Genomic DNA, 23,087 nt, shown 5'->3' on the forward strand with positions numbered 1-23,087 from the left:
GGCGATGCTCAGTTCCGTTGCCGCTCAGCTATGTGAGCAGGCGGAATCCAGTATTGGTCAGTGGGGTTGAGGCCTGGGTGAGTAATGGCCGTTCACGACCGACAAGACAGATGATCGGCGGGCAGCACGTCGTGCTGTCGTTGCCGATGTGAAGCCGTCGGTGGGTTTGTTCGCTCGCTGCCCGAGTACGCCCCGGCGCCTCTCTGAATCGTCGTGCAGGGTTTCGGGCTGGCGTCGGCTCGGTTCAGGGGTGTCCTTGTAGCGGGCGTTGCTCGACCGGTGACCGACGCAGAGTGATGCTGATGTTTCGTGCCCGCAGGCGAGGTAGGGGTGGCGGGTGTCCTCGGCGCGCAAGCTGTCTTTCAGGACGAACTCAGACGGCTGGACGAGACCGGCCTGCAGTAGTCACAACCTCACGGAAGCGGCATCCCCGTCGCGCGTCCTTATCGAAGATGGCGGTGGACTCCTTGCTCGCGGGGGTGGGCTGTTTCAGGGCATGGTCGTTGTCGAGGGTGTGGCAATGCGGGTCCTGGGCCGGTCTGCTCGGCCGCGCTTGTCGAGCGGCCAGAGGGCGTCCACTCGCAGGGCGACCTGGTGGCAGTCGTTGCATGCCTCGGGCCCGTGCGGAGACCAGGAGTGGGCTTGTCCTTGGAACGTCGCTGTGTTCAGGCCGCACAGGGTGGTGTTGTTGCCGATGGAGGCGTGGGTGATGGTCGCCGGGCCGTGGGTTTCCTCGACGCTGCACCATCGGTCGTTGATGGGCATGTAGGGCGGCCGTCCTACGTAGTGTTCGTCGAGGTTCACGATGAAGGTGGCCAGGCAGTTGGCGCAGGCGTACCAGTCTCCTCCGGCGGGTGTGGTGGGTTCGAGTTCGCGGAGCGTTGCTGAGCCGCAGATGTCACAGTGCATCCCGCATGATCGCAAGGGCGGCGGCATCCTCGTTTCGGGTTTGGTGCGGCTCGTGCCCAGGGAGGATCTGGCCGGCTTGGTGAGAGTGCTGCGGAAGAGTCGCATCCAGTGCCAACGCTCCCCCGCACTGCTCCGACGATGTTGGAGCCTTGGCCAGGAGATCGGGCTGTATGAAGATGGGCTGCATGGAGAATGGGCGAGCGTCTGGAGAGTCGCGCCTCGCGTCACCTGACGGTCGCGACTGGGAAGCCACCGGGCAGGTTCTCGGCGGCTCACCCACTGGCCCGTGGCCGTCGCAGGCGCTCGCCGCGGGAACCCGAGTGACGGTCATCCACGGCCAGACATGGGCAGGGCCTTGGCTAGCTGAGTTCCCGGCCACCATCGACTGGTTCCTCCCACCTGAGCCGGTTCAACACGACCAGGCCCGGCCGGGCGAACTGAAGTACTGGGTCACCTTCGACCGACCCCAGTATCAAGCTGACGGCTCCGGGCCATACCGCAAGGCGCAGATCTGGGACCGATTCCTCAAGCCACAGGTCGACCTCTCCACTTCCTGAAAGGGGGCCGCGCCTTCGAGGCGCTGTCGCTGCGGAGTTCTGCATCTCAGTTCGTCGTCTCCGGGGTAGTGACTGCAGGGCTGTTTTGAGGCGGGTCTGAGCCCGCAGCGCAGCGCCGCCGCCACGCGCCATGACGAGGCGCAACGCCTACACCCGGATGACATCCATGCCTGAGATCTGCAGACGGCTTCGCTGCGGCCGTCATGTGACCGATGCGCCTTAATCTTCACTGAGGGTAGTGACCGCCTCCGCCAGGATCTGTGCGAGCTCGGCGGCTGGGAGCTCGGCGACGAAGACGGTTCCGGCGTGCTCGGGGTGTGCGAGCAGGTGGTCCTTCCGCCAGAACTCCACCGTGACTACCAGGTGGTGGTCATGCTGCCAGAGGAAGGACGTCACGTTGTCGGTTGTGGGTCCCCATCCCCAGCGGTGAAAGAACCCGAACCGCTCGTACTCCTGCTCGCCGTTCCTGGTCCCGATGGCAAGCCGGCGGTGAGTGGCGGTGGGAGACAGACCGACGAGCGTTGGGGGCAGGTGTTCTGCGGAGCCGATCCCGGCTGCCGTGCGTGCGAGGTCGTGGCGGAACTGTTCGACGAAGACCCTGTTGTCTTCACACGTCACCCATTGATCAGCAACCCACAGATCCACCTGCCGCAGCGCCGGGCCGTCTCGGTCTCCGACCTCGACGGCGAATCTACGCTTGTCCCCCAGCAGCTCCGCCATCTGTGCACTGTGGCAGCTGTGTCATCGGCGTACAAGCAGGCTTGGTCTTGCCCCGCGGCAGTCCGGCGGTCACGGGAGACGGTCTGGTCACAGGTGTTCGGCTCTGTCTGGAGGCGGTTCAGGCGCCATCGCACCGCGCCCTACGGGCGGCGTGGGGGCGGGGGCGTTATGGCTTCATGGTGGTTGGGGGCTGGCCGGTGATGGTCCATATCCCCAGCGGGGGCAGTGCGGTTCGGGTGATCTGGCCTGGTCTAGCAGAGTGGGTGAGGGGCGTTCGCCGGCGGCGACTGCGGTCACGAAGTCTGCGGCTTGGGTCATGGTGAGGGTCGGGGCGCGGTGCCGAAGGAGGCGGATCGCGGCGATCCGTCCGTCCTGGTCCAGGGCCTGGCGTAGCTCGGCCGCGAACGGCACGTCGTCCCATGGGTCGTGCTCGATGGTGTGTGCGGGTTTGATGCGTTGCTCATAGTCCTGTTCCCATAGCCCGGCTGCATAGTCGGGGGCCGGGATGCCGTGGATGCTGCCGTCGTGGCCGTCGACCAGGTAGGGAGGGTTCGGGACGAGCATGTCGCGGATGTGGCCGCTGTGGAGGTAGGCCTGGCTCTGGTAATGGATGATCCATCCGAGACGATGTTCGGTCACGCCGGTGATGGCCAGGTGGGGCGGTTGCCCTCCGAGGAAGGGCTTGTCCTGGTCGCCTTGCTATAGCTGCTCGATGAGGCGGACGGCATGGTCTCTGTCGATCATCTGCTCATCTTCGGCAGGGCTCGCGTGGTTGGCTACTGCTTTGTCTCGTGGCGGTCCGCGGGCCGGTGGGGGGCGCAGAAGTTCGCGAGCTTACCGGTGGGGGTGGATGATGCATCAAAGGTCTGACTGGGACCGTTGGCCTTCCCCTTGATGTACTTCGGCCAGGCCCCGGTCAACGGAACCAGTTGCGGTAACTCGTTCGAGCGGGGTGCCGGTCTGAAGGATGGAGGCAACAGGCGCTGATCGGTCACTGTCGGCGCATCATACTGGCCCTGTGCGCACTCACCCCCTCTCTGTTCATTGCGGGATGCACCCCCGCGCGAGTCGGATTCACCGGCATATCAAGAGCGAGCACGGGCGAGCTCATCGGAGTCGTGCAGGTCTGTCGGAGTTCGGTGGACAAAGCGGAGCTGGACGTGCGCGACGACGACACGAAGATCCGATGGCGTCATTCCGGTCCGGTTCGGGACTTCAGCACGTGGCCGCTCGCGGCGGGAGGGAACGGCTGGGTACGAGACGGAGACCCGAACCTTCTTCGCGAGTATCGCGATTTCAACCTCGCCGCGTACGCGGGTAACTCCGCGACCACCGTCGCCGTGGACTTCACTCAAGACAGCCTGGCGAACCTCGCGCCCGGTACCGTCTTGTACTTCTACAACCCTCCCGGTTCGTTCAAGGCCGCGACGGCCCATGTCTCGTCTGTAGCGGAATTTCGACGGGTCGTGTGCAGTAAATAGGCCCGCTGATGCAGGCCGTTGACGGGCCGGCATCAGCTTCCGGTGGCTTGTCCGCGTGGCAGTCTGGGAACTGGTGATCGGTTCGGCCAACGTGCGTCATGACCCCAGTCGGGTGTTGGCATGCCGCCGGGCGCCGGACCAGTCGGCCTGCTTGCGGAGCGACGGCTCGTCCCCACCCCCTCCCAGAGCGCGGTGGCGGCGGTCCAGTGAGGGTTTGCCGGGCTTCGGGAAGCTTGTCTGGGAGGGCTTTGAGCTCTGGGTGCCGTGGTGGAGCGGTCGTCCTGGGAGATGTGTGGGCTCTTGGGCGGTTCGGGGGCCGGCCCCTCGCCCGCCCTGGAGGGCGGGCGCCACCGCAAGGCCAAGGCGGGTACCTACGTAGAGGTGAAGGAAGCAGCCGTGCGCCTCGCCTGGCTCGACGCCATGGATGATCTGCGGCGGGCACTGGAGTTGGCCGAACAGGCCGGTGCCGCATCGGTGCGGATCGAGGCGATGGACGCACTCGCCGGAATCTTGCGCCGGAACGGTCAGGACGACGCGGCCGCCGCCGTCATGATCGAGCGGCACATGCTCGCCACCGGCCTCCGCTCATGACCACCCGCTCACCCCCGGCCGCGCGCCGGAGCAGAGCCAGCCTGCCCGACCTGGCATGCCTTCACCCGCACCCTGCTACTAGGACCGCGCCATGCCTTCCTCGAACGCGCCTGAGCCGCTCCCCGACCCGAGCGGCACCGACGAAATCTGGCAGCAGCTCAAGTCCGAGTTCCCCACCGCCAACATCGTCCCGGCCTCCGGCGGCTCCTGGCTCGGCCAGATCCCAGCGGAACCCACCTCGCCCCTGCCCTACCGTGACGCCTTCGCCGGCTCGGCCGACGGGGACTGTACGGTTTTCGGCTCTGTCGCACTTTACTGGACAGCCCCGGACCGACCACCGGCCCCCACCCAAGCTGGGGGGAAGGTCGGTGGGTTCTGCGAGGCACCGTCCGGGTGGCAGGCTGACCTTCATGATCTCGCTGTCTCGGCAGTCCGAACCGGCACGCGCCGCCATGACGGTGGATGGCCGTCGCCTGTCCTACCTCGACTTCGGCGGCTCGGGCCGGCCCCTGCTTGCATTGCACGGCCACTTCAACCAGGGCCGCACCTTCGCCAAGCTGGCGCAGGCGCTGGCTCCCGACTGGCGGGTCGTGGCCCCCGATCAGCGTGGACACGGCTTCTCCGACAGAGGCCCGGACTACTCCCGGGAAGGCTACGTCCATGACGCCGCCGCGCTCGTCGCCCACCTCGGCCTCAGCCAGACGGTGGTGCTCGGCCACTCACTCGGCGGTGTCAACGCCTACCAGCTCGCCGCACGCCGTCCCGACCTGGTCAGCGCGCTCATCATCGAGGACATCGGCGCCGAGGTCGACAACGACCTGTCCTTCTGCCTGACCTGGCCGCACCGGGCACCCACCCGCACCGCCCTGGTCGAACAACTCGGAGGTTCGGCCCGCTACTTGACCGACGCCATCCGCGAATACCCCGACGGCTGGGGATTGGCCTTCCGCCCACAGGACATGGTCACCTCCCACGGCCGGCTCATGGGCGACCACTGGGAAGATTGGCTCGCCACCGACTGCCCGGCCCTCCTCGTCCACGGCACCCAAAGCGACGTCCTCACCGAAGCCCACGCCAAGGCGATGACCACCCGCCGTCCCCACACCCACCTCGCCCAGCTCGCGACCGGGCACACCGTCCACGAAACCGATCCCACCGGATTCGCCGCAACGGTGCGAGCATTCCTCGACACGCTGGCACTCCAGCCGACCGGCCGACAACCCGAGTGAGACAAACGCGCGCAAACTCGGCTAAAGGGTGGATCCATCAGGGGGACAAGGCGTTCCCTGATGCGGCCCTGTACACCCACCGCGCCCCAGTCACTGCTCCGGCAACGGCACATCCTCACCAGAACCGGTCTGCTGGTCCGGACTGCGGGAGTCGCGAAGGACGCCTCGTGGTGAAGCGCCTCCAAGAACGATCGCCGCAGCACTGCCGGCAGCGCTCCCGGGATCGAGACAGCGATACGCCTCGTGCCCGCCCAGTCCGCGCAGCAGGTTCGCCACCGCCTACGCGGTGGTGAGCCCAATGGGTGAGGGGGCCAGCCGTGCAGGACGATCGGCAGCACCTCGCCCCGAAACCAGCCGTTGTTCAGCGCGTGGTGGACGGCCTGGACCGCCGGTTCGGTCTTGCCGATGCCGCCCAGCCCGGCGACCGCCGCAGCCAGCAGCACGACGCCCGTCTGCCCGCCCTCCGGCACACCCGCCCCCGCCTCGGCTGCCGTCGCACGAGCAAGCGGGCTCGGGTGAGCGTGCTAGCCGGGGGCGGGCGCCAGGACCTCCAGCAGGTCGGCCAACACGCCGGCGCGGCCGACGAACCCGGCCGCCGGGGCCCGCCACCTGTTGAGCCCGGAAGGCACCTGGGGCGGCAGCTGCACGGTGATGTCGCGGCCTTGCACCACCGAGCCGATCACCACCGACACCGAGTTCACCGTCCAGCCCGGCCCGCCGTGCTGGAGGTCCCGCCGTTCACCCGCCATGCCAATGACCGTACGGACCTCACCACGCAGCCCGTAGGCAGTCACCGATGTACCACGGGCGAACCGACCGACATCCACCAACACCTCCAGCCCCAAGGTCAAGGCACCAGAACCAGCCGCCTCATCTGCGACATCTCGCCGTCATAAGCGCGAAGATCTCCAGGGTGAGGGGCCTTGGTACGTCCTGAATCGCACTTCCATGAGCCCAGCCCGAACCGGCTCGGATTCCACGTATCACCGCCTCAACTCCATTACGTTGGAGGTCTTCCAGGACACGTTCGGCTAGAAGAGGATTTCCATGGCATCGCAGCAGTTCGAGCCGCCGTCGGGCACGCGGGACTTCCTCGCCGCCGACCTGCGCCAGCGGGAGCGGGTGTTCCATGCAGCGCGGCAGGTGTTCGAGCGGTACGGGTTCGAGCCGCTGCAGACTCCGGCGTTCGAGCGCCTGGAAACCTTGATGGGCAAGTATGGCGACGAGGGCGACAAGCTCATCTTCAAGATCCTTAAGCGGGGGGTCCATGAGGAGTCCGGCGAGGCCGACATGGCCCTGCGCTACGACCAGACCGTCCCCTTGGCGCGTGTGGTCGCCGCCTACGGCAGCCGCCTGCCCAGCCCTTACAAGCGGTATGTGATCGGACCGGTGTGGCGGGCCGACCGGCCGGGCAAGGGACGCTTCCGTGAGTTCACCCAGTGCGACATCGACATCGTCGGGTCCTCGTCCCCGCTGGTGGAGGCCGAGGTGGTGTGCGCCGGGGCCGACGCACTGGACGCGATGGGAGTTGCCGAGTTCACCATCCTGGTCAACAGCCGCAAGGCGCTGACCGGCCTGATGCAGGTCTACGGCGTCCCCGCCGAGCAGGCGGCGGGTGCGCTGATCACTTTGGACAAGCTCGACAAGCAGACTCCGGCGTCGGTGGCCGCCGAATTGGTCCAGGCCCGCGGTCTGGAAGCGGCCACCGCCGAGAACCTGGTCAACGACGTCACCGCCGACGACGCGGTCGACCGGATGCGCACCGCGCTGAAGGACAACCCCGACGGCGCCGAGGGCCTGGCCGAGGTGGACCGGCTGCTGGAGCTGGCCGGCCCGCACGTGGGCCAGAGCCGTCTGCGGTTCGCGCCGAACCTGGTCCGCGGCCTGGACTACTACACCGGCGCGATCTGGGAAGTGGTCGCCCCCGGCATGCCCGGCTCGATCGCCTCCGGCGGCCGCTACGACCACCTGATCCAGGCCATGGGCGGACCTGATGTCACCGCCTGCGGCATCTCCCTCGGCGTCGAGCGGATCATCGGCGCGCTCATCGACACCGACGACCAGGCCGACCGGATCGACGTCGCCGTCACGATCATGAACGAGGACTACGCCTCCGATGCGCTCGGCTTCGCCCAGCAACTCCGCACCGCGGGCTGGCGGACCGAGGTGTTCCTGGGCACCACCCGCAAACTGGGCAAGCAGCTGAAATGGGCGGCCGACCGCCGGGCGCGCTTCGCGCTGCTCCAGGGCGACACCGAGCACGCCGACCACGCGGTCACGATTCGGGACATGGAGTCCGGCGATCAAAGTCGGGTTTCGGTCAGCGACCTCTTCACAGCCCTGGACTCCCAACTCAGGATGTAGGTGCCCCTGCCGACAATCGAAAAGCGAGGCTGGCTATGGGTGTGCAGGCCGAACGCGTGTTCGCCGCCGTCGCCGAGCGAGGCTTCCCCGACCCATGGGCGACCTTCGGCGAACACCTCTCCTGGGAAGCGGCATTCGCGGTCCAGCTCAAAGCCCACATCGACACCGCCCGCAAAGACCCCGACGGGCCGGCCGCCGTCCAGGCATTGGATCTGTTCGCACGCAAAGCGGCGAACCTGGAGGCCGCCCAGCGGCTGCTGGCCGAGGTCACCGACGAATACGACGCGTCCGGCATGTGGACCGTCCTGGACCAACGAGCGGCACGCCTGGACACCCAGGACATGACCGAGCGCTGGGCCAAGGGCCTGGTATCGCACCCGTTCCCCATCGCACTGCGGTCCCTGGAGTTCAACTGGGGCTACATGAAGCAGCACGGCGTCCGGGCCTTCTACGAAATGACCGCCCGCTACGTCGCCGACCTCGCCGACAACACCACCCGCTGGCACGCCGCGTTCGTCGCCGAACAGAACACCGGCGTCATCGACCGCATCACCACCGTGGAAGCCGACCTCGCCAGCGAGGAAGCGCCCATGCATTGCGATATCTGCAAGAAGACCATCACAGCGCTCCTCTACCTGGACGGCTGAACGAGCCTGAGCCGGGCCGGGAGTGGTCACCCTTGTCCGGCCGATTCGTTCAGGTCGCCGAGTTAGCTCTCGACGCATGGAACCGATGTAGCCCGCCGCAGTGAAGAGGGCCGAGGAGGAAAGGGGCGGGACGGCTGCCCGGGGGCCCGCAACCGTCCCACCCGGTAATGTGAGGCCCCGCCCATTCCGTCCGATACGACGGAATGGACGGGTCCCTAGACTCCGTCTCCCGTACGCTGTGGTCGGGACCAGCCTGTTAGGGACAGGCTGGTCCCTTCCTACGAGACAGGCGGGATCTCCAGTTCGAAGAGGTCGGCGAGCGGCTTGTCGAGGTGGAACTCGGCCCAGACCTTGTGCCCCTGGCGGATGGTGCGCTCGATCCCGTACCGCTCGGCCAATCTGGCCACCGCATAAAGGCCGCGGCCACTCTCGGCGAACTCGTCCGGCGTCTTGACGATCGGGATCCCTCCACCACCCAAGTCAACGACCGCGACGTAGGCAGGGTCGTCATAGACGACCTCCAGACCGAACCAGCCGCCCGCCTTGCCTGAGCGCGTGTGCCGAATGGTGTTCGCGACCAGCTCTCTCACGATGAACTCGGCCACGTCCACGCACAACGCGCCAGAGAACAACGTCCGCGCAAACTCGCGGGCCGCCCGGGCTTGCTCGGGTCGGCCCGCATAGGTGCGGCGCCATCGCATCTCCTCCGATCCCCACAGAAACTCCGCCGCCGAACCCGGCGTGTGCTTGAGACACTTCATCCTCGGTGTTCCTCCTTCCTATCCCACCTACCAAGCGGTCACCGGTACCTACTTGCCACGGGCGTATCGACCGGACATCTACCCCCGTTCACACGCTGGGGGATGGGGCCACCAGCAGGTGGGACTATTCAGCAGCTCCGGAAGGCGCGACTCAGGTCCGGTAGTGCGCCTTGGAAGTGGCATTCCAGTTCTGCATACATCGCCTTTCGGTGAGCGGGATGCTGCTCTTCGTAGTCGGTTGAGGGCGTGTGAACGTTCGGGCATTTGTCGGCACCAGATCCCGGAGGGCCTGGGCTCAGCCGTCCCGCAGGGATTACGTCAGGGCGTACGCGAGCGTCAGGAGCTGTTCGCGGGGCAGGTAGATGCGAGCGGACTCAGACAAGGCGGTGCCTTGCTCGGGCTCGTAGAGGAGCGGGACGTCGATGCGCCACGATCCGTGCTGCCACCGAGATGTCACAGCCGGGCCAAGTGCGGTGCGGGCGAGGATGTTGACCAGGCGGATGGTGTCAGGCACCGGCATCTTCAGCCAGGCCCAGCCGCGGTAGTACTCCAGGTATCCGGCGTGGCCGGTGGGTGGGCGGTTCGGCTTGGCGGCGCGGGCGGCTGCGGCGTATTCGCCGGAGTCCTGGCAGCAGCCCAGCGTCCGGTAACCACCGCGCCAAAGCGCCTGGATGACCGGGACCATGTCAATGTCGACCGGAATCGGCTGCCCGTCTGGCGACATGAGTTCGCACGTGGGGTGAATCGGCGGCTCTGTAGTTCCCATGGTGGGGGCATTCCTAGGTTCGGTGTTCGGTCCAGGCACGGGCGGCGGCGGCGAGGTCTTCCGCCCAGCGGTGCCCATCGCTTTCGGCGATTCCTCGCCACATCTGGGCCTGTACACGGGCGAACTCGGTCACCGCCTCGTCCGGTGCGTGGCGCCAGGACGGGAGAGCAGAGACCTGGGCCTCGGCCTGCTGCGGGGTGTGCCCTGCGGAGACGAGCCACACGATCAGGCAGGCCGGGTCGATCCAGTCGGCGCCTGCCGTCGGCCAGGCCCAGTCGACGAGCCAGGCGTTGTCGTCGGTGATCAAGACGTTGGTGGGTGTCCACTCGGTGTGCAGGAGCCGATCGCCGGCGAACAAGGCGGCCTTGTCCGAGTACGCGGCCCAGCGTTGGCGTGCGTCCTTGAGCTCTATCGGCGGTGCGGGAATCCGCTGGAGGCGGTCGAGGGTCGCGATCAGCTTGGGAAGGTCCAGCGACCCAGGCGTGTAGTCGACGGGGCGCCCTGGGATGTATTCGAAGCCGAGCAGGTGCCAGCCGTCAGCCTGCTGCGACCACAGCAATTGCGGGGAGACCGAGAGAACGTGGGGGTTCACCTGCTGCTCGCGATGCTGGGTCCATGCGCGGGGATGGTCCTCTCGCATGCCTTTGACAAAGCATGTGCCTTGGTCGGTGTAGACGACGACCGCGATCTCCGCGTTGCGTCCCTGGCTCACCGGCTCGGCGCGCCGGATGGGGCCGGTTCGGGCTTCGATGAGGTCGCGGACGTCCTGCCAGGTGTGTCGCTTGTTCATTGCGGAACCTTATGGGCGGGGTCCCGGCGCGGCCCCTCCCTCGCAGGGTGTGGGCCGCGCCGGGTGTGATCGGGATCAGTACGGGTTGTCGTCGCCGCACCCGAGCATCGCGTCGGGCGAGGCGATCGTGTCCATGTCCTGGATGAACACGATCTCCTCCTCGTCGGTCAGCACGGGCGGCGCCGGTTGGAGGTCAACCTGCATTCGGACTCCTTTCTCGGTGCTGGCAGTAGGTCGCCAGCGGGGCTTGGGCCTTGCGGTAGAGGGCCGCCAAGGGCATGCAAGTGGCGCAGTTCCCGGCCAGGGTGCAACCGGTGCATCCGCCTTGTCGTTTGAGAAGTTGATCGGCGATGGCGCCGAGACGCTTGAGCCCGTCCGCCCCTTCGATGTGCAGGAGGATGTTCGGTTCGCGACCGATCTTGCAGATGGACGCCCGGCCGAGCGGGTCGACATGGAACGAGGTGTGCCCGGCATCGCAGCCGGTGAAGGGACGACGGTTGGTCAGGTACTCCGGGGACTGGCTCGGCAGGCTCTCCGCCCCACCGCGGATCGTCGGCGAGATCGCCGAGTACTCGCGGTAGCGCAGGCCGAATCGATCAGCCAGTCCTTGCATCTGTTCGACCTCGTGGACGTTGTCCTTGGTGATGATCAGCGACAGGTCGAGCGGCAGCTCAGCCTCGATGGCCGCGCGCAACCCGCGCATGAACCGGCGAAAGGCGCCGCGCCGCTGAGTGAGCCCGTCATAGGTGTCGGCCGTTGCCCCGTACAGGCTGAGCGTCACCTTGTGCGGCCGGCGTTTGGTCAAGCTGTCCAAGACGAGCGGTGACGCTAGTCGCGAGCCGTTCGTCAGGACATCGAGCATCATGCCCAGGTCCCAGGCGTGCTCGTAGACCGGAACGAACAGCCGGTCGATCATCGGCTCGCCACCAGTGAGCTGACACCACACCACTCCGGCGTTCCGCATCGCCTCCAGGACCAGGACGCGGTCGTCCCAGGCCAGGCCCTCGAACTTCTTCAGCCCGAGGTAGCACATCTTGCAGTCGTAGTTACAGCCGAGATTCAGCTCATACGACGCGCGCCCATAAGCCAGAGGCGAGACCGACCGGGCCAACAGGACACCCGCCGCCTGCCGCTCCGACAGGTCGAGCTGCCAGGCCTCTCGCGCGGCCCGGGCAAGCCAACCCGGGACCGGAAGCCCGGCGGCGACGGCCTGCCGAAGCTCGGCGTACTTGCGATACGGGATCTTCAACCCGCCGTTTCGTCCGGGACGCAGAACATAGAAATCGTCCAGGAAGGGGGCAATCACCAACTCATGCACCGTGCGACCTCCTCCCCCGGCGGTGCCTTCCGATTTGGTGGACATGTCGAGGCTGCACCATCACGACCCGAACCAGCAGCGCGATCGCGACCGCGCTTCCTGACACCATGAAGAGCAGGGCCATCAAGGCCACCGCCGCGTTGGTTCCCTGAATCATCGACCGCTCCCAGAAGACACGTTCGTTGTGAACGACGCCTGAACTGTGGCGCTCACCGCAGCGCCTGCCAATCGCGTCGACAACGCGAGTTCGCCGGATCCGCACCGCCTGCGCGAAATTCCGTCCCCCAATCCGCGTCCACGAGACGGAAACGGTCGCCACCTGTGGACATGCCAAGACCGGACGGCCGGGGCGGCCTACGCTGCTGTCAGGCGGACATCCCGAGCCGGAGGCAACATGGCCCGAGGAGAGCACCGGCCGTCCTGCGCGAAGACGTGGCGCGAACGGGCCGAGCGGGAAGGCATGTCATCGTGGCAAACCGTCCAAGCAATCCACGACTGCTGTGGAGTCAGCTACCTCAAAGCCCACCGGCTCGCACGGGGTTGGACCGCCTCCGCCGCCATCGAGGAACTGGCCCGGCTCTGTGCCCGCGAAAACCTCCCCGCGCCCAAGGCGAACATCGACCTACTCAACTCATGGGAGAACGGTCGCTCCCGACCGCTCGTTGAGACGATCGACCAGCTCGCACGGTTGTACAAATCCAACTCAATCCGACTCGGCTTCGCCGCCGACTACGGCGACGAAGAGACCGCTCCGGTCGTACCGGTTGCCCGCGAGATCACATCACCCGTTGGCAGCGATGCAGCTCCTGCCGCGCTCTTCTATCGCTACCTGCGCAGTCCGGCCCACCCCGTCGCCGACCTCCTCGCCGAGGTCGAACACGTCCGGAAGTGGATGGACCGGACCCTCGCCCAAGGCACCGTCACCGAAGACCAGATGGATCAACTCGACGAAACGGTTCTCCGCCTCCGCCAGGACCACCTCGTCACACCGCCGCTCGTGATGCTCTGCCAGCTCATGTACGTCCCGGGGTGCCGAACTGGCGCCCGGCATTGTCAAGCAATTAGGGGCTGGGCCTAAAGGAGGGACAGCCGAACGTTCCGGCAACAGACTCCTGTCGACGTTGATCCTCAAGGCTGAGGAGGCACCCCGTGAACCTTGGACTACGTGCGACGGCAACGGCCCTTGCCGCCGTTGCGGCTCTCGCGGTCCCCGTTCCCACTCAGGCGTCCACCAGCACACCGAAGCCGGCGCTGCCGCACCCGCCCGGGCTCCGCCAGCACACCGAGTACACCAAACCGGCACCGGTCGCGCTGCCGGATGGGCGGCGGGTCGCCCCGAAGCAAGCATCCCCAAGCGGCCTCGGCTCCTACATCGGCGCCTATGGGTGGGACGTCAAAATCACAGGGGGCTGCCTGACCGCCAGAGGAAACATCAGCGGCTACCAGGCCTACACCGACTACTGCGGGGACAGAACCGACCAGCTGTGGGACATGTACGAGGTAGACGGCGCCGGATTCCCCGGCCACTGGTACAAGTTCGTCAACCGCTACAACGGACTCTGCCTCGACGCCGACGCCAACAACATCACCCACAACGGCGACAGGGTCCAGACCTGGACATGCCTGGACGCGCAACAGAACCAGCGATGGGGCACCAGCTCCATCGCTACCGCATTGTGGGGCCCGATCTACAACCTGACCGGCTACCGGGACGTGATGCTGGGGATCGGCACGGCCGACGCCCTGGACGCCGACCTCAACTACGCGGGCTCCCAGCAGTGGCCCGTACAGCTCTGGCACGACCTCGGCAGCAGCCAACGCAACCAGCAGTGGTTGTGGTGAACCGCCACCCGCCCAGCCGCCTGTGCACCAAAGCGTGATCACCACGGGCCCCCGGCCGTTGGTGGCCGGGGCCTCGTCGCGCCAGATCCGGCAAGTCCCCGCCGACCAACTCCTGGACGGCCTCGCTGACCTCGCCGACCAAGGCCCCCATTCCACTGACACAAACCGCCATCCGGGGCGCGGGATGCGCCCCCGGGGTGCCGTGGTCGCTCCGTGGTCGCTCGGTGGTTGCGGTAGCGGACATCAGACGGCGACACGGGGCGGCACACAAAGGGGCACGTACGCGGACACGGCAACACATCCCGGCACGGCGACGGTCCCAGCGATACGGTGGCCCGGATCTTTTAATCCGTAGGTTGTGGGTTCGAGTTTCACGCGACCAACCACGCCTGACCTGTGCAAACGCAGCCACCGGCGCGTTCACCCGACGTCGCTTCATCCCCTTTTGTCCCCGTGCCTGCTCCATGTCTGCTCGGTGACCCGCATCCGCCCTGGTCAGCTCTGGATTCCGGGGCCGTTCCGGTTCCGCCGGGCCTTCAGGGGCTGTTTTCTCCCGGCCCTGCCTTCCTAGGTCATCTAGTAGCGGCGTGCGCTGTACGGGATAGATGGCTGGGCTGCATGGCCGAGGTTGCGCATTTGAGTCGTCGCTGAAGCCGACTGCTCGGAAGCGTGTGGCTGCGAACGGCGGGGGTTGTGCGGGTGCCGGGGCGGCTAGCGGGGCGCATGGCGCGTTGGATGTACGGCTCGTAGGCAGCCCTGAGCTTCGAGGTCGCGGCTTGGGTGCACCGGCCTGGACCGCGCGATCGACGAGATCCGGACAGACCAGTCCAACGGAGAAGCTGAGCTGAAAGCACCCATCAGGCGCGGCCGCTGGCTCGAAGGACGTTTCGCATTTCTTGGTCCGCGCTGGAGCAAGATCGTCGCCGTCTTGGCGGGTCTCGCGCCGGCGGGCAGGGCCGCTTGCGCGGTCCTGCCCGTCGGTGGTCTGCTGCTGGTGCGCGTTGTTAAAGCGCGCGGACCAGGTCGGCCTGCATGCCCCTGGGGCCGCGGATGGAGGTGAACTCCACCTTCTGGTTCTCTTCCAGGGTGCGGAAACCGTCGGTGTCGATCACCGACTGGTGGACGAAGATGTCGGCGCTGCCGTCACTGGGGGCGATGAACCCGAATCCCTTGTCGGGGTTGAACCACTTCACGGTTCCCTGAGTCATGTGGGTGTCCTCTCATCGGGCGACGGGCCGCGCGACTGCGCGGTCCGGGCTGCTGGCCGTACGCCCGCCTGGAGTCGCCCCCAAAAGACAAAACGCCCGACGGAAGAACTCCGCGGGCGTTTTCACGTTCGCAAAACTCGACTACAACCATTGATACTGACCATACACCAGATCAACAAAGTCCGCAGAGGTCGGCCCCAAAACGAGGGCTCCGGGCGTCCGCCGCCCCGGGTGTCGGGTGGGATCTGCAGAATTGGCGGCGCTGCCCCATCTGGGCCAGGGCGGCGCGAGCCTGCTGATGCCTATGGCCAAGTCCCGATACCGCAAGCCCGAGAACGCGGGCCGTTGCTTCCATCCCTCACCGGAGGCGGGGGCGGCGCACGTCGGCCGTTTGCTTGCTTTGGCCCACCGATGCGTCTTCCAGGACGATGAGCCGACATGTCGCGTCCGCGCCTCCACCCAGCACGAACCTAGACTCGAGGATCGCAATAGCGTGACCGAACATCACCGCCTATCAGTGGCACTGCGGTACCCGGCCGGACGGAACAGCTCCTGGCCAGGCGTTCGGATGGGGCCGACCCATCCGTACCGAACTTGCCTTCGCCTGCCGCGGATCGCCGGCCCGTCCCGCGCGATCCGCTTCGCTCATGGCCTCCGGGCACCTTCACTCGCAACTGCACGTGCTTTGGCGGCTTCGCCCAGCACGAAAGCGCGCCCCCGCACCGGGCCTCCGGGAGTACTCCGGCTCTGCATGCGGTGGGACTTCGCCCGTACTGCGATCCATCAATCCGGGCAGTCTGCCGCGTTTCCGTGGACTTCGTCCCCTCCGGGGGCCACGCCCGCATGATGGGGGGCGGCCGCGAGGGATAACGACATCGGGCTTGCGCGGTGATGTCGTCATGTGGTGAGAGGGTGTCGAGCCAGCCTCCTGTTCATCTTGGGGGGCTGGGGTGTCGGACGTAGGGTGGGTCCAAGTCGGCGCCTTGCTCAGGCCTGCGTCTTCCTGGCGGACCGGGCTTGGATGGGGCGCTGTAGCGGGCGGCTGCTTGCCGCCAGCGACATCCGCCCGTCGTTCGAGCGCTGGCATGCGAGGCTCTGTGCAGTCCTTCGAAGATTCCCGTGATGCCTTGCAGGCGATGGGGCTGGCGGGGTTGGCGGTGACCACTGAGCAGGCTGTGGCTCTCACCGCTGCCGCTGCGCTGGCTGGGGCGAGCGTGCCGGTCTACGTGCGCACCGCCGTGTGGGAGCGGGTGGCACGGGACGGCGCCGCCGCGGCGATGGCGGAACCTCCCGGCGGCATGGCGGCTGAATCGGTGGCCGCGGCCGGAGCCGTGTTCTCGGCGGTGGTGGAGGCGGGGTCCGAGGAGCCGGATCGGTGGCGGTGGGAGCTGCCCCATCGGGAGGATATGCCCGCCTGTGCCCGCGCGTTGATCGCTGCGATGCTGTCGGACCGGGTGCCGCCACAGGTCCTTGACACCTTCTTGGTGCTGGCCAGCGAGCTGGCCACCAACGCCGTCCGGCACGGCGGTGCCGGGCCGATCGTTCTGTGGCTGGTGCTGGAGCCCGGTGAGGTGGTGTGCGGGGTCAGCGATACCAATACCCTGCGCCCGCGGCAGCCTCCCACCGGGCGGGACGACGGCGGGCGGGACGACGGCGGGCGGGGCCTGGCGCTGGTGGGAGCGTTGTCGGACGGCTGCGGATGGTATCTCACCCTGACCGGCAAGACCGTGTGGTTCACTCAGCAGCGCGCCATTCCCTGCCCGCAGGCCGGCACGGCCGATGGCGGGCGGGAGCGGTTTCCCGCGGTTCAGGGGCGACCACACCGGCTGCTCGCCCTTGCCGGTGACCGCTGAGTGTCGCCGGTCTGCCCCGTGGACGCCCTCGTTCCGCCCTCGCTCCGCCTGGTCCCGCCCTCGCTCCGCCTGGTCCCGCCCTCGTCGGCAGCGGATCAGTTCAGAACGAAGTACGCATCCAGGCGTGCGACTCTCAGCAGGCGCTTGACGCACTCGGCGCAGCCGACCAGGTCAAGGTCGGCGCCCTGCCTCCGGGCGAGGTTCTGGAAGCCGACCAGCACGCCGAGCCCTCCGGCGTCGATGAAGGTCACCCCGGCCAGGCCCAGGGACACATGCTGGTCACCGGCCTGAAGGGTGCTGTTCAGGAAGGCGACCAGCTCGGGGTTGGTCGCCATATCGAGATCGCCGATGACCGTGATGGTCACCGTCGTGCCTGCCCTGCGCGCCGCCAGGCGCAGCCCGTCCATGAGTCATCTCATCCCCTGTGCCGCGTTCCGATCGGAACATCCGCCGGGGCCCCCGGGCGCACCAGAAGCCCCGGGCCGGACCGAGCCAGATGCGCCGTGAACGGACCACGACACAGGAGACATCGATGTGCAGATATGCACCAAATGAGCAGATCGTCACTTACTGCGACCAACTGCTGTCACAGTGCAGCATAGCCCCGTCACCGGCGAACTGCCGGTCATTGGGCGCCACCGAGCCTCAGCCGACTCACTCGTTCAGCCCGTTGCGGTCCCGGCCGCGGGACGTCGCCCGGATCGCGCCGCAGCTGCCCGAAGCTCCGGCGTGGGCGGGCGTACACGTGCCGAGCAAGCGGGCGCGAAGCCGCCGGCGATTCCTGAAGTAAGGTCCGAAGAGCCGGGGAACAGCGACATCCAGCCCAGAGGCTGACCCGCCCCACCGGCTTACCCCCCGAGAGGGGACGTCTTGCCGACCTTGAACGGCTCGAACCATCCCGGCGCCGGCACGGCACCGGTGATCCGCAAACGCGGTCTGAGCCTCGGCGTCCTGGCCCGCACGGCCAAGGAGAACGAGCACCGGCAGCCGCTCCATCCGCTGCACCTCCAGCGGATCGACCCCGCCCTGCGCTCCCGCATCTACCTCGAACTCGGCTACGGCGAGGGCTTCGGCATCTCCGACGAGGAACTGGCGCCCCAGGTCGCCGGACTGCTCCCCCGCGACCGGCTCATCGCCGACTGCGACGTCGTCCTGCTACTCAAACCGCAGGCCCACGACCTCAAGGAACTGCGCCCCGGCCAGATCCTGTGGGGCTGGCCGCACTGCGTCCAGGACCGGGAACTCACCCAGGCCGCCATCGACAGGCGCCTCACGCTGATCGCGTTCGAGGCGATGAACCACTGGACCGCCGACGGCGGCTTCAACCTGCACGTCTTCCACAAGAACAACGAGCTCGCCGGCTACTGCTCCGTCCTGCACGCGCTCGCCCTCACCGGATCCACCGGCGCCTACGGCAGGCGGCGACGCGCCGCCGTCATCAGCTTCGGGGCGACCGCCCGCGGCGCGGTCACGGCCCTCAACGCCCACGGCGTCCACGACGTCCACGTCCTGACCGCCCGAGGCGTCAGCGCCGTCGCCTCGCCCATCCACTCGGCCCAGATCGTCCACTTCGACCGCGACCCGGAACGACCCGGCCGCACCCGCGCCCTCACCGACGACGGCCCGATCGCGATGGCCGCCTTCCTCGCCCGGCACGACATCGTCGTCAACTGCGTCCTGCAGGACACCGGCGCACCGCTGATGTTCGCGGCGAACGACGACCTGCCGGTCTTCTCGCCCGGCACCCTCATCGTCGATGTCTCCTGCGACGCGGGAATGGGCGTCGAATGGGCCCGGCCGACCACCTTCACCGACCCCATGTTCACGGTCGGCCACAACGTCCACCACTACGGCGTCGACCACAGCCCGTCCTACCTGTGGGACTCCGCGACCTGGGAGATCAGCCAGGCCCTGATCCCGCACCTGGCCACCGTCCTCGCGGGCCCCGCCGCCTGGGACGCCGACAAGACCATCCGGCGGGCCGTCGAGATCCGCGACGGCGTCGTCCAGAACCCCGCCGTCCTGGCGTTCCAGCACCGCTCCCCCGACTACCCGCACGCCGGCGGACGGCCGGACTGACATCACCGCAGCATCGGCCGGCCGCCCGGTCGGCGGGGACGAGACGCCGATGAACGCGGGCGGGCCGTCGGATGCCGGACGGATGTCCCGTCAGGGCAGGGCACCGTGGCGTAGGCTGGTGGCACCGAGGGCACTTCGTGCGTAGGCCGCCATGCCGCCGCCGTTCTCGGGGATCACGACCCGGTCCTTGCCGGACCGAGAATCGGGGCCCTCGAAATGGCCCGCCACGGCTCTCGACTCGTGCACGTTGCCGGCGCGGCCGCGGTCGCCCGCGGCGCCGCGGCGCCGATCCTGCTTCCGGTCATCCCGCCCGGCACGCCCAGGATCTCCGCCTGGCCAGGGCGGCGGCCCTGGGCGGCGATGTCCTGCCGGAGGAGATCCCGGCCTCCTGCGACGCTCCACCGCCCGCCCCTGAGCCGCACGCTGCTGTGCCGCTCATCGCCTGCCTCCCGGGCCGCCGCAGGGCGCCCGGTGATCGGAGCTCACCGATGACCACGTCCCTGACCGCCGCCTCCGACGGCCCGGGCTCGGCTCCGGCCGAGGTGCGGATGCCCGCCCACCGGCGCCCCGGCCACACCATCGTCGCGCTGCACGGCGCCCTGGACTTCGCCGCGGCGCCGGCGCTGCGCGAGCACCTGCTGGGCGTGCTGCGGTCCAGCGGCCCGCTGTTGATCCTCGACATGGGCGAGGTGCCGGCCTGCGACGAGGCGGGGCTCGCCGTCCTGGTCGGCATCCAGCACCGCGCCGCGGCACTCGGGATCACCGTCCGCCTGAGCGCCGCCGGCCGGCAGCCCACCGGGATCCTTCACCGCACGGGCCTGGACCGGGTGCTCGCCGTCCAGGCGGCCCCGCACGCCGAGGCCGCACCCGCGGCGTGACCCGGCGAACTCCCCCGCCAACGCACGGATGACGATGAGGCCGACGTGCGGATGACGATGAGGCCGACGTGCGGATGACGATGAGGCCAACGTGCGGATGACGGTGGGGACGGATACCGGCCGCTGGTGAAAGGCCCCCGCGCGGGTGCGGCCCTCGCGCCGGCCGCCGTCCGCGCGGTCATCGCCGCCGCCTCCCTGATCGTCTCCTGAGCCCGCAGGAGGAGAGCCCGCCGTCGCCGGGCCGACCCCGCCGGGAAACGATCCGGCGGCCGGGCGTTCCTCCTGTCCCCCCGGCAGAGGTGTTCGGAATCGCCGCCTGGGCAGATTCCTGGTATCCGATCGGGGGATCAGATGAGCGGCAGCCGGGACGGCCGGGCCGGCGAGGACCACGCGGGCCTGGTCGAGGCGATGAACTCCGGGGTCGTGGCCGTCAACGCGGCCGGCCGGATCACGGCCTGGAACCCCAGGGCCCGGCAACTGCTGGGATACACCCGGGACGAGGCGCTGGGAAGATCGCTGGACGGCTTCCTGCACCGCGCCGCCGAGGACGGCCTCCCCGCGGAGCGGCACTGCCGCCTGCTGCGGACGCTCCGCAGCGGCGTCCCCGACCACGCCGACGGCGATCCGTTCACCCACCGCGACGGGCGGCAGGTGATGCTTTCCTGGTCGTCCGCGCCGATCTACGCCGATGATCCGGCCGCGGAGGAGCCCGGCACCGGGACGGTGGCCGGAGCGGTCATCGTGCTGCAGGACGTGGCCGGCCGGTACCGGATCGAGCGGGAACGCCACGACCAGATGGCGCAGGTGCGGCGCGCCAACTCCCGCCTGGAACTGGTCGCCGAGATCACCACGGTGCTGTCGTCCACGCTGGACGAGGACGAGGTGCTGCGGCGGCTGGTCCGGCTGGTGGTGCCCGCGCTCGGCGACTGGGCCGAGGTCGACCTGCTCGTCCCCGACGGACGCATCGAACGGGCGGCCGCCACCCACCACGAACTGTCCCCGAACGACATCGCCGCCCTGGAGGGGCCGCTCCCCCCGCTCCCGCGAACCCCGCGCGGTCCGCTCGCACGGGTCCTGCACGGCGGCGCGACCCTGATCGTCGGCGGCGACGCAGCCCGCCGGTATCCCGACGAACCGCTCGCCGCGGCCCAGCACGAGCTGTTCCAGTTCATGGACGCCCGCACCGCGATCATCACCCCGCTGGCGGCCCGCGGCGAGACCTACGGTGCGCTGACGCTCGGCCACTCCCGTCCCGGGCACGGCTACGGCCCCGACGACCGCCTCGTCGTGGAGGACATCGCGCGCCGTACCGGCCTCGTCCTGGCCAACGCCCGGCTCTTCGCCGCGCAGCGCAACACCGCCGAGGCGATGCAGCGCAGCCTGCTCACCCCCCTCCCCCAACCGGACGACCTGCAACTCCAGGCCCGCTACCTGCCCGCCGCCAGGGTCGGCTGGGTCGGCGGCGACTGGTACGACGCCTTCCCCCTCGCCGACGGCGCCACCGGGCTGGTCATCGGTGACATCGTCGGCCACGACCTGCACGCCGCATCCCGCATGGCGCAGGTCCGCAACATGCTGCGGGCCCTGGCATGGCATCCGGACGCGTCCCCGAGCACCGTACTGGCCCGCCTGGACGCGGTGATGGACGCCGTCAGCGACGCCGAGCTCGCCACCGCCGTATTCGCCCGCACCGCGAAGACCACCGAAGGCGTGTGGCGCCTGCAGTGGTGCAACGCCGGCCACCCGCCACCACTGCTGATCGGCCAGGACGGCGACACGACCTTCCTCGACGAGCACGGAATGCTCCTCGGCAACCCCGACCTCACCGGCGGCCGACCCGACGGCACCCGCGACCTACCGCCGCTGTCGACGCTTCTGCTCTACACCGACGGCCTCATCGAAACCCGCGGCACCGACCTCACCGACAGCCTCACCGGCCTGCGCCGGCACAGCGCCCACCTCGCCCGGCTCCCCCTGCCCGAGCTGTGCGACCGGCTCCTCGAACGCATGGAGCCCAACGGCGACGACGACGTCGCCATCCTCGCCCTCCGCGTTCCCGGCTGACCGCCGGCCGCACGGGACCGGACGCGCCTACAGAGGCTCGCTGACCCAGCGCCACCCGCCGTCCAGCTGCCGCGCGCTGATCAGCTGCGCGCTGCCGGAGTCCGCCACCTCGGCGATCATCCGGATCAGCGCGCGGTGGAAGTCGGCGGGCGGGTGGCCGCCTCCCGACGCGCCCTCCAGCAAGGTCACGCTGACCTTCGCCTCATCGCGCAACTGCACGGTCAATCGCCCGGTCCTGTCCAGGCGCAGGATCACGATCGCATCGGCACGGATCAGATCGCCATCAGCGGCCGAGATCCAAACCTCGGGCAAGGTTCCGCTCACGAGCTCCACCTCCCGTGGGCCTGCAAGCACCGACCCACCACCCCAACCTACGGGCTTCCGTCCGCCCCAGCGGCGCCACGCTCCACTTCCCCGCGCCGAACCCGGCCCCGCCCGCCGCGCCGAGTGTGCGGTCGATCCAGGGTTCACCCACCGCCGTTTACGGGGCGTTTAATCCCGCGGGCGCTCGGTGGGCGACTTCCACGTCGCGCGCGACCAGACCCTTGCCCTTGCGGATGCGGTGGCGGCAGCTCGTTCCGAGCTCGTCCGGTTGATGTCGGGCGGGGACGGCGAGCAGGCTGGGCGGTCAGGCGGGGCCGTGCGGGTGTCTCGTCTGGCGTACCCCGCGACGACGGCGGCGGCCAGGCTGCTGCCGGTGGGTCAGCGGGTTCGATATGCCGAGGAACTCGCCGGGGAACTGTGGGATCTGGCCGAGGCGGGGGCTGGCCGATGGCGGCAGCTCGGCCACTCGCTGCGCCTGCTGACCTGGGCCCGAACCCTCCTCTGCCAGAGTGCGAGGGTAGGGCCGCATCCCCGCGCTGAGCCTCCTCGCGTGCTCGGCCGGCTTGGCCGCCTTCGGCGACATCTCCTGCGGCCTGCGCTTGAAGGTCTTGAGCGCCTTCTCGACGGCGACGCGGGTCTTGGCCGGCACCAGCGAGAGATCATCCTCAGCCCTCCGCCACGTCGCAACCGAGATCCGCGCCGCCCT

The 23,087-nt window shown here is 68.6% G+C and carries 25 protein-coding genes; 12 read left to right on the plus strand and 13 right to left on the minus strand.

Features of this window, described 5'->3' with window-relative positions; genetic code table 11:
* Positions 1 to 489: 489 nt before the first annotated feature.
* Complete coding sequence (locus FHU30_RS13415) at positions 490 to 909, minus strand: hypothetical protein (RefSeq protein ID WP_253875502.1); 420 nt, start codon at positions 907 to 909, stop codon at positions 490 to 492.
* 320 nt (positions 910 to 1,229) lie between these two features.
* Here FHU30_RS13415 and FHU30_RS13420 point away from each other — a divergent pair, with 320 nt between their 5' ends.
* Positions 1,230 to 1,466, plus strand: coding sequence for a hypothetical protein (locus tag FHU30_RS13420; RefSeq protein ID WP_253875504.1), 237 nt, complete (start codon positions 1,230 to 1,232; stop codon positions 1,464 to 1,466).
* A gap of 219 nt (positions 1,467 to 1,685) precedes the next feature.
* Here the strand turns inward: FHU30_RS13420 and FHU30_RS13425 are convergent, their stop codons facing one another.
* Both FHU30_RS13425 and FHU30_RS13430 read right to left on the minus strand, forming a co-directional pair.
* Entirely contained in the window at positions 1,686 to 2,186 is a 501-nt protein-coding gene (locus FHU30_RS13425; protein WP_253875508.1) for a hypothetical protein, read from the minus strand.
* A gap of 174 nt (positions 2,187 to 2,360) precedes the next feature.
* A complete protein-coding gene (locus tag FHU30_RS13430) occupies positions 2,361 to 2,840 on the minus strand; it encodes a YrhB domain-containing protein (RefSeq protein ID WP_301323157.1) in 480 nt (159 codons plus the stop codon).
* Between the two features lie 506 nt (positions 2,841 to 3,346).
* On the opposite strand from FHU30_RS13430, the gene FHU30_RS13435 reads away from it, so the two are divergent.
* The 3 genes from FHU30_RS13435 (at position 3,347) to FHU30_RS13445 (ending at position 5,487) form a co-directional block, all read left to right on the plus strand.
* On the plus strand, positions 3,347 to 3,667 hold the full coding sequence (locus tag FHU30_RS13435; protein WP_253875513.1) for a hypothetical protein: 321 nt from the start codon (positions 3,347 to 3,349) through the stop codon (positions 3,665 to 3,667).
* Between the two features lie 381 nt (positions 3,668 to 4,048).
* Positions 4,049 to 4,258, plus strand: coding sequence for a hypothetical protein (locus tag FHU30_RS13440; RefSeq protein WP_253875515.1), 210 nt, complete (start codon positions 4,049 to 4,051; stop codon positions 4,256 to 4,258).
* Between the two features lie 410 nt (positions 4,259 to 4,668).
* Positions 4,669 to 5,487, plus strand: coding sequence for an alpha/beta fold hydrolase (locus FHU30_RS13445; RefSeq protein WP_253875517.1), 819 nt, complete (start codon positions 4,669 to 4,671; stop codon positions 5,485 to 5,487).
* 524 nt (positions 5,488 to 6,011) lie between these two features.
* Here FHU30_RS13445 and FHU30_RS13450 read toward each other — a convergent pair.
* Positions 6,012 to 6,236, minus strand: coding sequence for a hypothetical protein (locus FHU30_RS13450; RefSeq protein WP_253875519.1), 225 nt, complete (start codon positions 6,234 to 6,236; stop codon positions 6,012 to 6,014).
* A 298-nt stretch (positions 6,237 to 6,534) separates the two neighbouring features.
* Between FHU30_RS13450 and hisS the strand changes: the two genes are divergently transcribed.
* Together hisS and FHU30_RS13460 are read left to right on the plus strand one after the other, a co-directional pair.
* Positions 6,535 to 7,851, plus strand: a complete 1,317-nt coding sequence (hisS, locus tag FHU30_RS13455; protein ID WP_253875520.1) for a histidine--tRNA ligase — start codon at positions 6,535 to 6,537, stop codon at positions 7,849 to 7,851.
* Positions 7,852 to 7,886: 35 nt separating this feature from the next.
* The gene (locus FHU30_RS13460) at positions 7,887 to 8,498 is read left to right on the plus strand and encodes a hypothetical protein (protein WP_253875521.1); all 612 of its coding nucleotides are present in this window, start codon (positions 7,887 to 7,889) and stop codon (positions 8,496 to 8,498) included.
* 278 nt (positions 8,499 to 8,776) lie between these two features.
* Here FHU30_RS13460 and FHU30_RS13465 read toward each other — a convergent pair whose 3' ends face one another.
* The 5 genes from FHU30_RS13465 to FHU30_RS13480 all read right to left on the minus strand — a co-directional run bounded on the left by FHU30_RS13465 (position 8,777) and on the right by FHU30_RS13480 (position 12,133).
* Positions 8,777 to 9,259: an ATP-binding protein gene (locus FHU30_RS13465; protein ID WP_253875523.1), complete on the minus strand. Its 483-nt coding sequence runs from the start codon at positions 9,257 to 9,259 to the stop codon at positions 8,777 to 8,779.
* Positions 9,260 to 9,572: 313 nt separating this feature from the next.
* Positions 9,573 to 9,983 (minus strand): hypothetical protein, encoded by a 411-nt coding sequence (locus FHU30_RS13470; protein ID WP_253875525.1) that lies wholly within the window; start codon positions 9,981 to 9,983, stop codon positions 9,573 to 9,575.
* Positions 9,984 to 10,038: 55 nt separating this feature from the next.
* Positions 10,039 to 10,815, minus strand: coding sequence for a protein kinase family protein (locus tag FHU30_RS13475; protein ID WP_253875526.1), 777 nt, complete (start codon positions 10,813 to 10,815; stop codon positions 10,039 to 10,041).
* 75 nt (positions 10,816 to 10,890) lie between these two features.
* Positions 10,891 to 11,019 (minus strand): hypothetical protein, encoded by a 129-nt coding sequence (locus tag FHU30_RS46030; protein ID WP_301323122.1) that lies wholly within the window; start codon positions 11,017 to 11,019, stop codon positions 10,891 to 10,893.
* The gene (locus tag FHU30_RS13480; RefSeq protein WP_253875529.1) at positions 11,009 to 12,133 is read right to left on the minus strand and encodes a radical SAM protein; all 1,125 of its coding nucleotides are present in this window, start codon (positions 12,131 to 12,133) and stop codon (positions 11,009 to 11,011) included. Before FHU30_RS13480 ends, FHU30_RS46030 begins: the two co-directional genes overlap by 11 nt.
* Positions 12,134 to 12,527: 394 nt before the next feature.
* Between FHU30_RS13480 and FHU30_RS13485 the strand changes: the two genes are divergently transcribed.
* Together FHU30_RS13485 and FHU30_RS47035 are read left to right on the plus strand one after the other, a co-directional pair.
* Positions 12,528 to 13,211, plus strand: coding sequence for a helix-turn-helix domain-containing protein (locus tag FHU30_RS13485; protein WP_253875531.1), 684 nt, complete (start codon positions 12,528 to 12,530; stop codon positions 13,209 to 13,211).
* A gap of 71 nt (positions 13,212 to 13,282) precedes the next feature.
* Positions 13,283 to 13,975: an RICIN domain-containing protein gene (locus FHU30_RS47035; protein WP_253875533.1), complete on the plus strand. Its 693-nt coding sequence runs from the start codon at positions 13,283 to 13,285 to the stop codon at positions 13,973 to 13,975.
* A 1,004-nt stretch (positions 13,976 to 14,979) separates the two neighbouring features.
* Here FHU30_RS47035 and FHU30_RS13495 read toward each other — a convergent pair.
* Complete coding sequence (locus FHU30_RS13495) at positions 14,980 to 15,183, minus strand: cold-shock protein (RefSeq protein WP_253875536.1); 204 nt, start codon at positions 15,181 to 15,183, stop codon at positions 14,980 to 14,982.
* 1,097 nt (positions 15,184 to 16,280) lie between these two features.
* Between FHU30_RS13495 and FHU30_RS47040 the strand changes: the two genes are divergently transcribed.
* The gene (locus tag FHU30_RS47040; RefSeq protein ID WP_253875538.1) at positions 16,281 to 17,036 is read left to right on the plus strand and encodes an ATP-binding protein; all 756 of its coding nucleotides are present in this window, start codon (positions 16,281 to 16,283) and stop codon (positions 17,034 to 17,036) included.
* 95 nt (positions 17,037 to 17,131) lie between these two features.
* On the opposite strand, the gene FHU30_RS13505 is transcribed toward FHU30_RS47040, so the two are convergent.
* Positions 17,132 to 17,443, minus strand: coding sequence for an STAS domain-containing protein (locus FHU30_RS13505; protein ID WP_253875540.1), 312 nt, complete (start codon positions 17,441 to 17,443; stop codon positions 17,132 to 17,134).
* A gap of 463 nt (positions 17,444 to 17,906) precedes the next feature.
* Here FHU30_RS13505 and FHU30_RS13510 point away from each other — a divergent pair, with 463 nt between their 5' ends.
* The 3 genes from FHU30_RS13510 (at position 17,907) to FHU30_RS13520 (ending at position 22,057) form a co-directional block, all read left to right on the plus strand.
* Complete coding sequence (locus FHU30_RS13510) at positions 17,907 to 19,115, plus strand: N(5)-(carboxyethyl)ornithine synthase (protein ID WP_253875543.1); 1,209 nt, start codon at positions 17,907 to 17,909, stop codon at positions 19,113 to 19,115.
* Between the two features lie 488 nt (positions 19,116 to 19,603).
* Positions 19,604 to 19,993 (plus strand): STAS domain-containing protein, encoded by a 390-nt coding sequence (locus tag FHU30_RS13515; RefSeq protein WP_253875545.1) that lies wholly within the window; start codon positions 19,604 to 19,606, stop codon positions 19,991 to 19,993.
* Between the two features lie 351 nt (positions 19,994 to 20,344).
* On the plus strand, positions 20,345 to 22,057 hold the full coding sequence (locus FHU30_RS13520; protein WP_253875547.1) for a SpoIIE family protein phosphatase: 1,713 nt from the start codon (positions 20,345 to 20,347) through the stop codon (positions 22,055 to 22,057).
* A gap of 27 nt (positions 22,058 to 22,084) precedes the next feature.
* Here the strand turns inward: FHU30_RS13520 and FHU30_RS13525 are convergent, their stop codons facing one another.
* Both FHU30_RS13525 and FHU30_RS13530 read right to left on the minus strand, forming a co-directional pair.
* Positions 22,085 to 22,381, minus strand: coding sequence for a hypothetical protein (locus FHU30_RS13525; RefSeq protein ID WP_253875549.1), 297 nt, complete (start codon positions 22,379 to 22,381; stop codon positions 22,085 to 22,087).
* A gap of 304 nt (positions 22,382 to 22,685) precedes the next feature.
* A complete protein-coding gene (locus tag FHU30_RS13530; protein ID WP_253875552.1) occupies positions 22,686 to 23,030 on the minus strand; it encodes a hypothetical protein in 345 nt (114 codons plus the stop codon).
* Between the last annotated feature and the right edge of the window lie 57 nt (positions 23,031 to 23,087).

Source organism: Actinomadura rupiterrae (assembly GCF_024172125.1).
GTDB classification, from domain to species: Bacteria; Actinomycetota; Actinomycetes; order Streptosporangiales; family Streptosporangiaceae; genus Spirillospora; species Spirillospora rupiterrae.

Bases quoted from the DNA above. Each gene is read 5' to 3' on its own strand.
- FHU30_RS13415 (WP_253875502.1), bottom strand. From the start codon at position 909: ATGCACTGTGACATCTGCGGCTCAGCAACGCTCCGCGAACTCGAACCC.
- FHU30_RS13425 (WP_253875508.1), bottom strand. From the start codon at position 2,186: ATGGCGGAGCTGCTGGGGGACAAGCGTAGATTCGCCGTCGAGGTCGGA.
- FHU30_RS13445 (WP_253875517.1), top strand. From the start codon at position 4,669: ATGATCTCGCTGTCTCGGCAGTCCGAACCGGCACGCGCCGCCATGACG.
- FHU30_RS13450 (WP_253875519.1), bottom strand. From the start codon at position 6,236: ATGGCGGGTGAACGGCGGGACCTCCAGCACGGCGGGCCGGGCTGGACG.
- hisS (WP_253875520.1), top strand. From the start codon at position 6,535: ATGGCATCGCAGCAGTTCGAGCCGCCGTCGGGCACGCGGGACTTCCTC.
- FHU30_RS13460 (WP_253875521.1), top strand. From the start codon at position 7,887: ATGGGTGTGCAGGCCGAACGCGTGTTCGCCGCCGTCGCCGAGCGAGGC.
- FHU30_RS13465 (WP_253875523.1), bottom strand. From the start codon at position 9,259: ATGAAGTGTCTCAAGCACACGCCGGGTTCGGCGGCGGAGTTTCTGTGG.
- FHU30_RS13470 (WP_253875525.1), bottom strand. From the start codon at position 9,983: ATGTCGCCAGACGGGCAGCCGATTCCGGTCGACATTGACATGGTCCCG.
- FHU30_RS13475 (WP_253875526.1), bottom strand. From the start codon at position 10,815: ATGAACAAGCGACACACCTGGCAGGACGTCCGCGACCTCATCGAAGCC.
- FHU30_RS46030 (WP_301323122.1), bottom strand. From the start codon at position 11,019: ATGCAGGTTGACCTCCAACCGGCGCCGCCCGTGCTGACCGACGAGGAG.
- FHU30_RS13485 (WP_253875531.1), top strand. From the start codon at position 12,528: ATGGCCCGAGGAGAGCACCGGCCGTCCTGCGCGAAGACGTGGCGCGAA.
- FHU30_RS13495 (WP_253875536.1), bottom strand. From the start codon at position 15,183: ATGACTCAGGGAACCGTGAAGTGGTTCAACCCCGACAAGGGATTCGGG.
- FHU30_RS13505 (WP_253875540.1), bottom strand. From the start codon at position 17,443: ATGGACGGGCTGCGCCTGGCGGCGCGCAGGGCAGGCACGACGGTGACC.
- FHU30_RS13515 (WP_253875545.1), top strand. From the start codon at position 19,604: ATGACCACGTCCCTGACCGCCGCCTCCGACGGCCCGGGCTCGGCTCCG.
- FHU30_RS13520 (WP_253875547.1), top strand. From the start codon at position 20,345: ATGAGCGGCAGCCGGGACGGCCGGGCCGGCGAGGACCACGCGGGCCTG.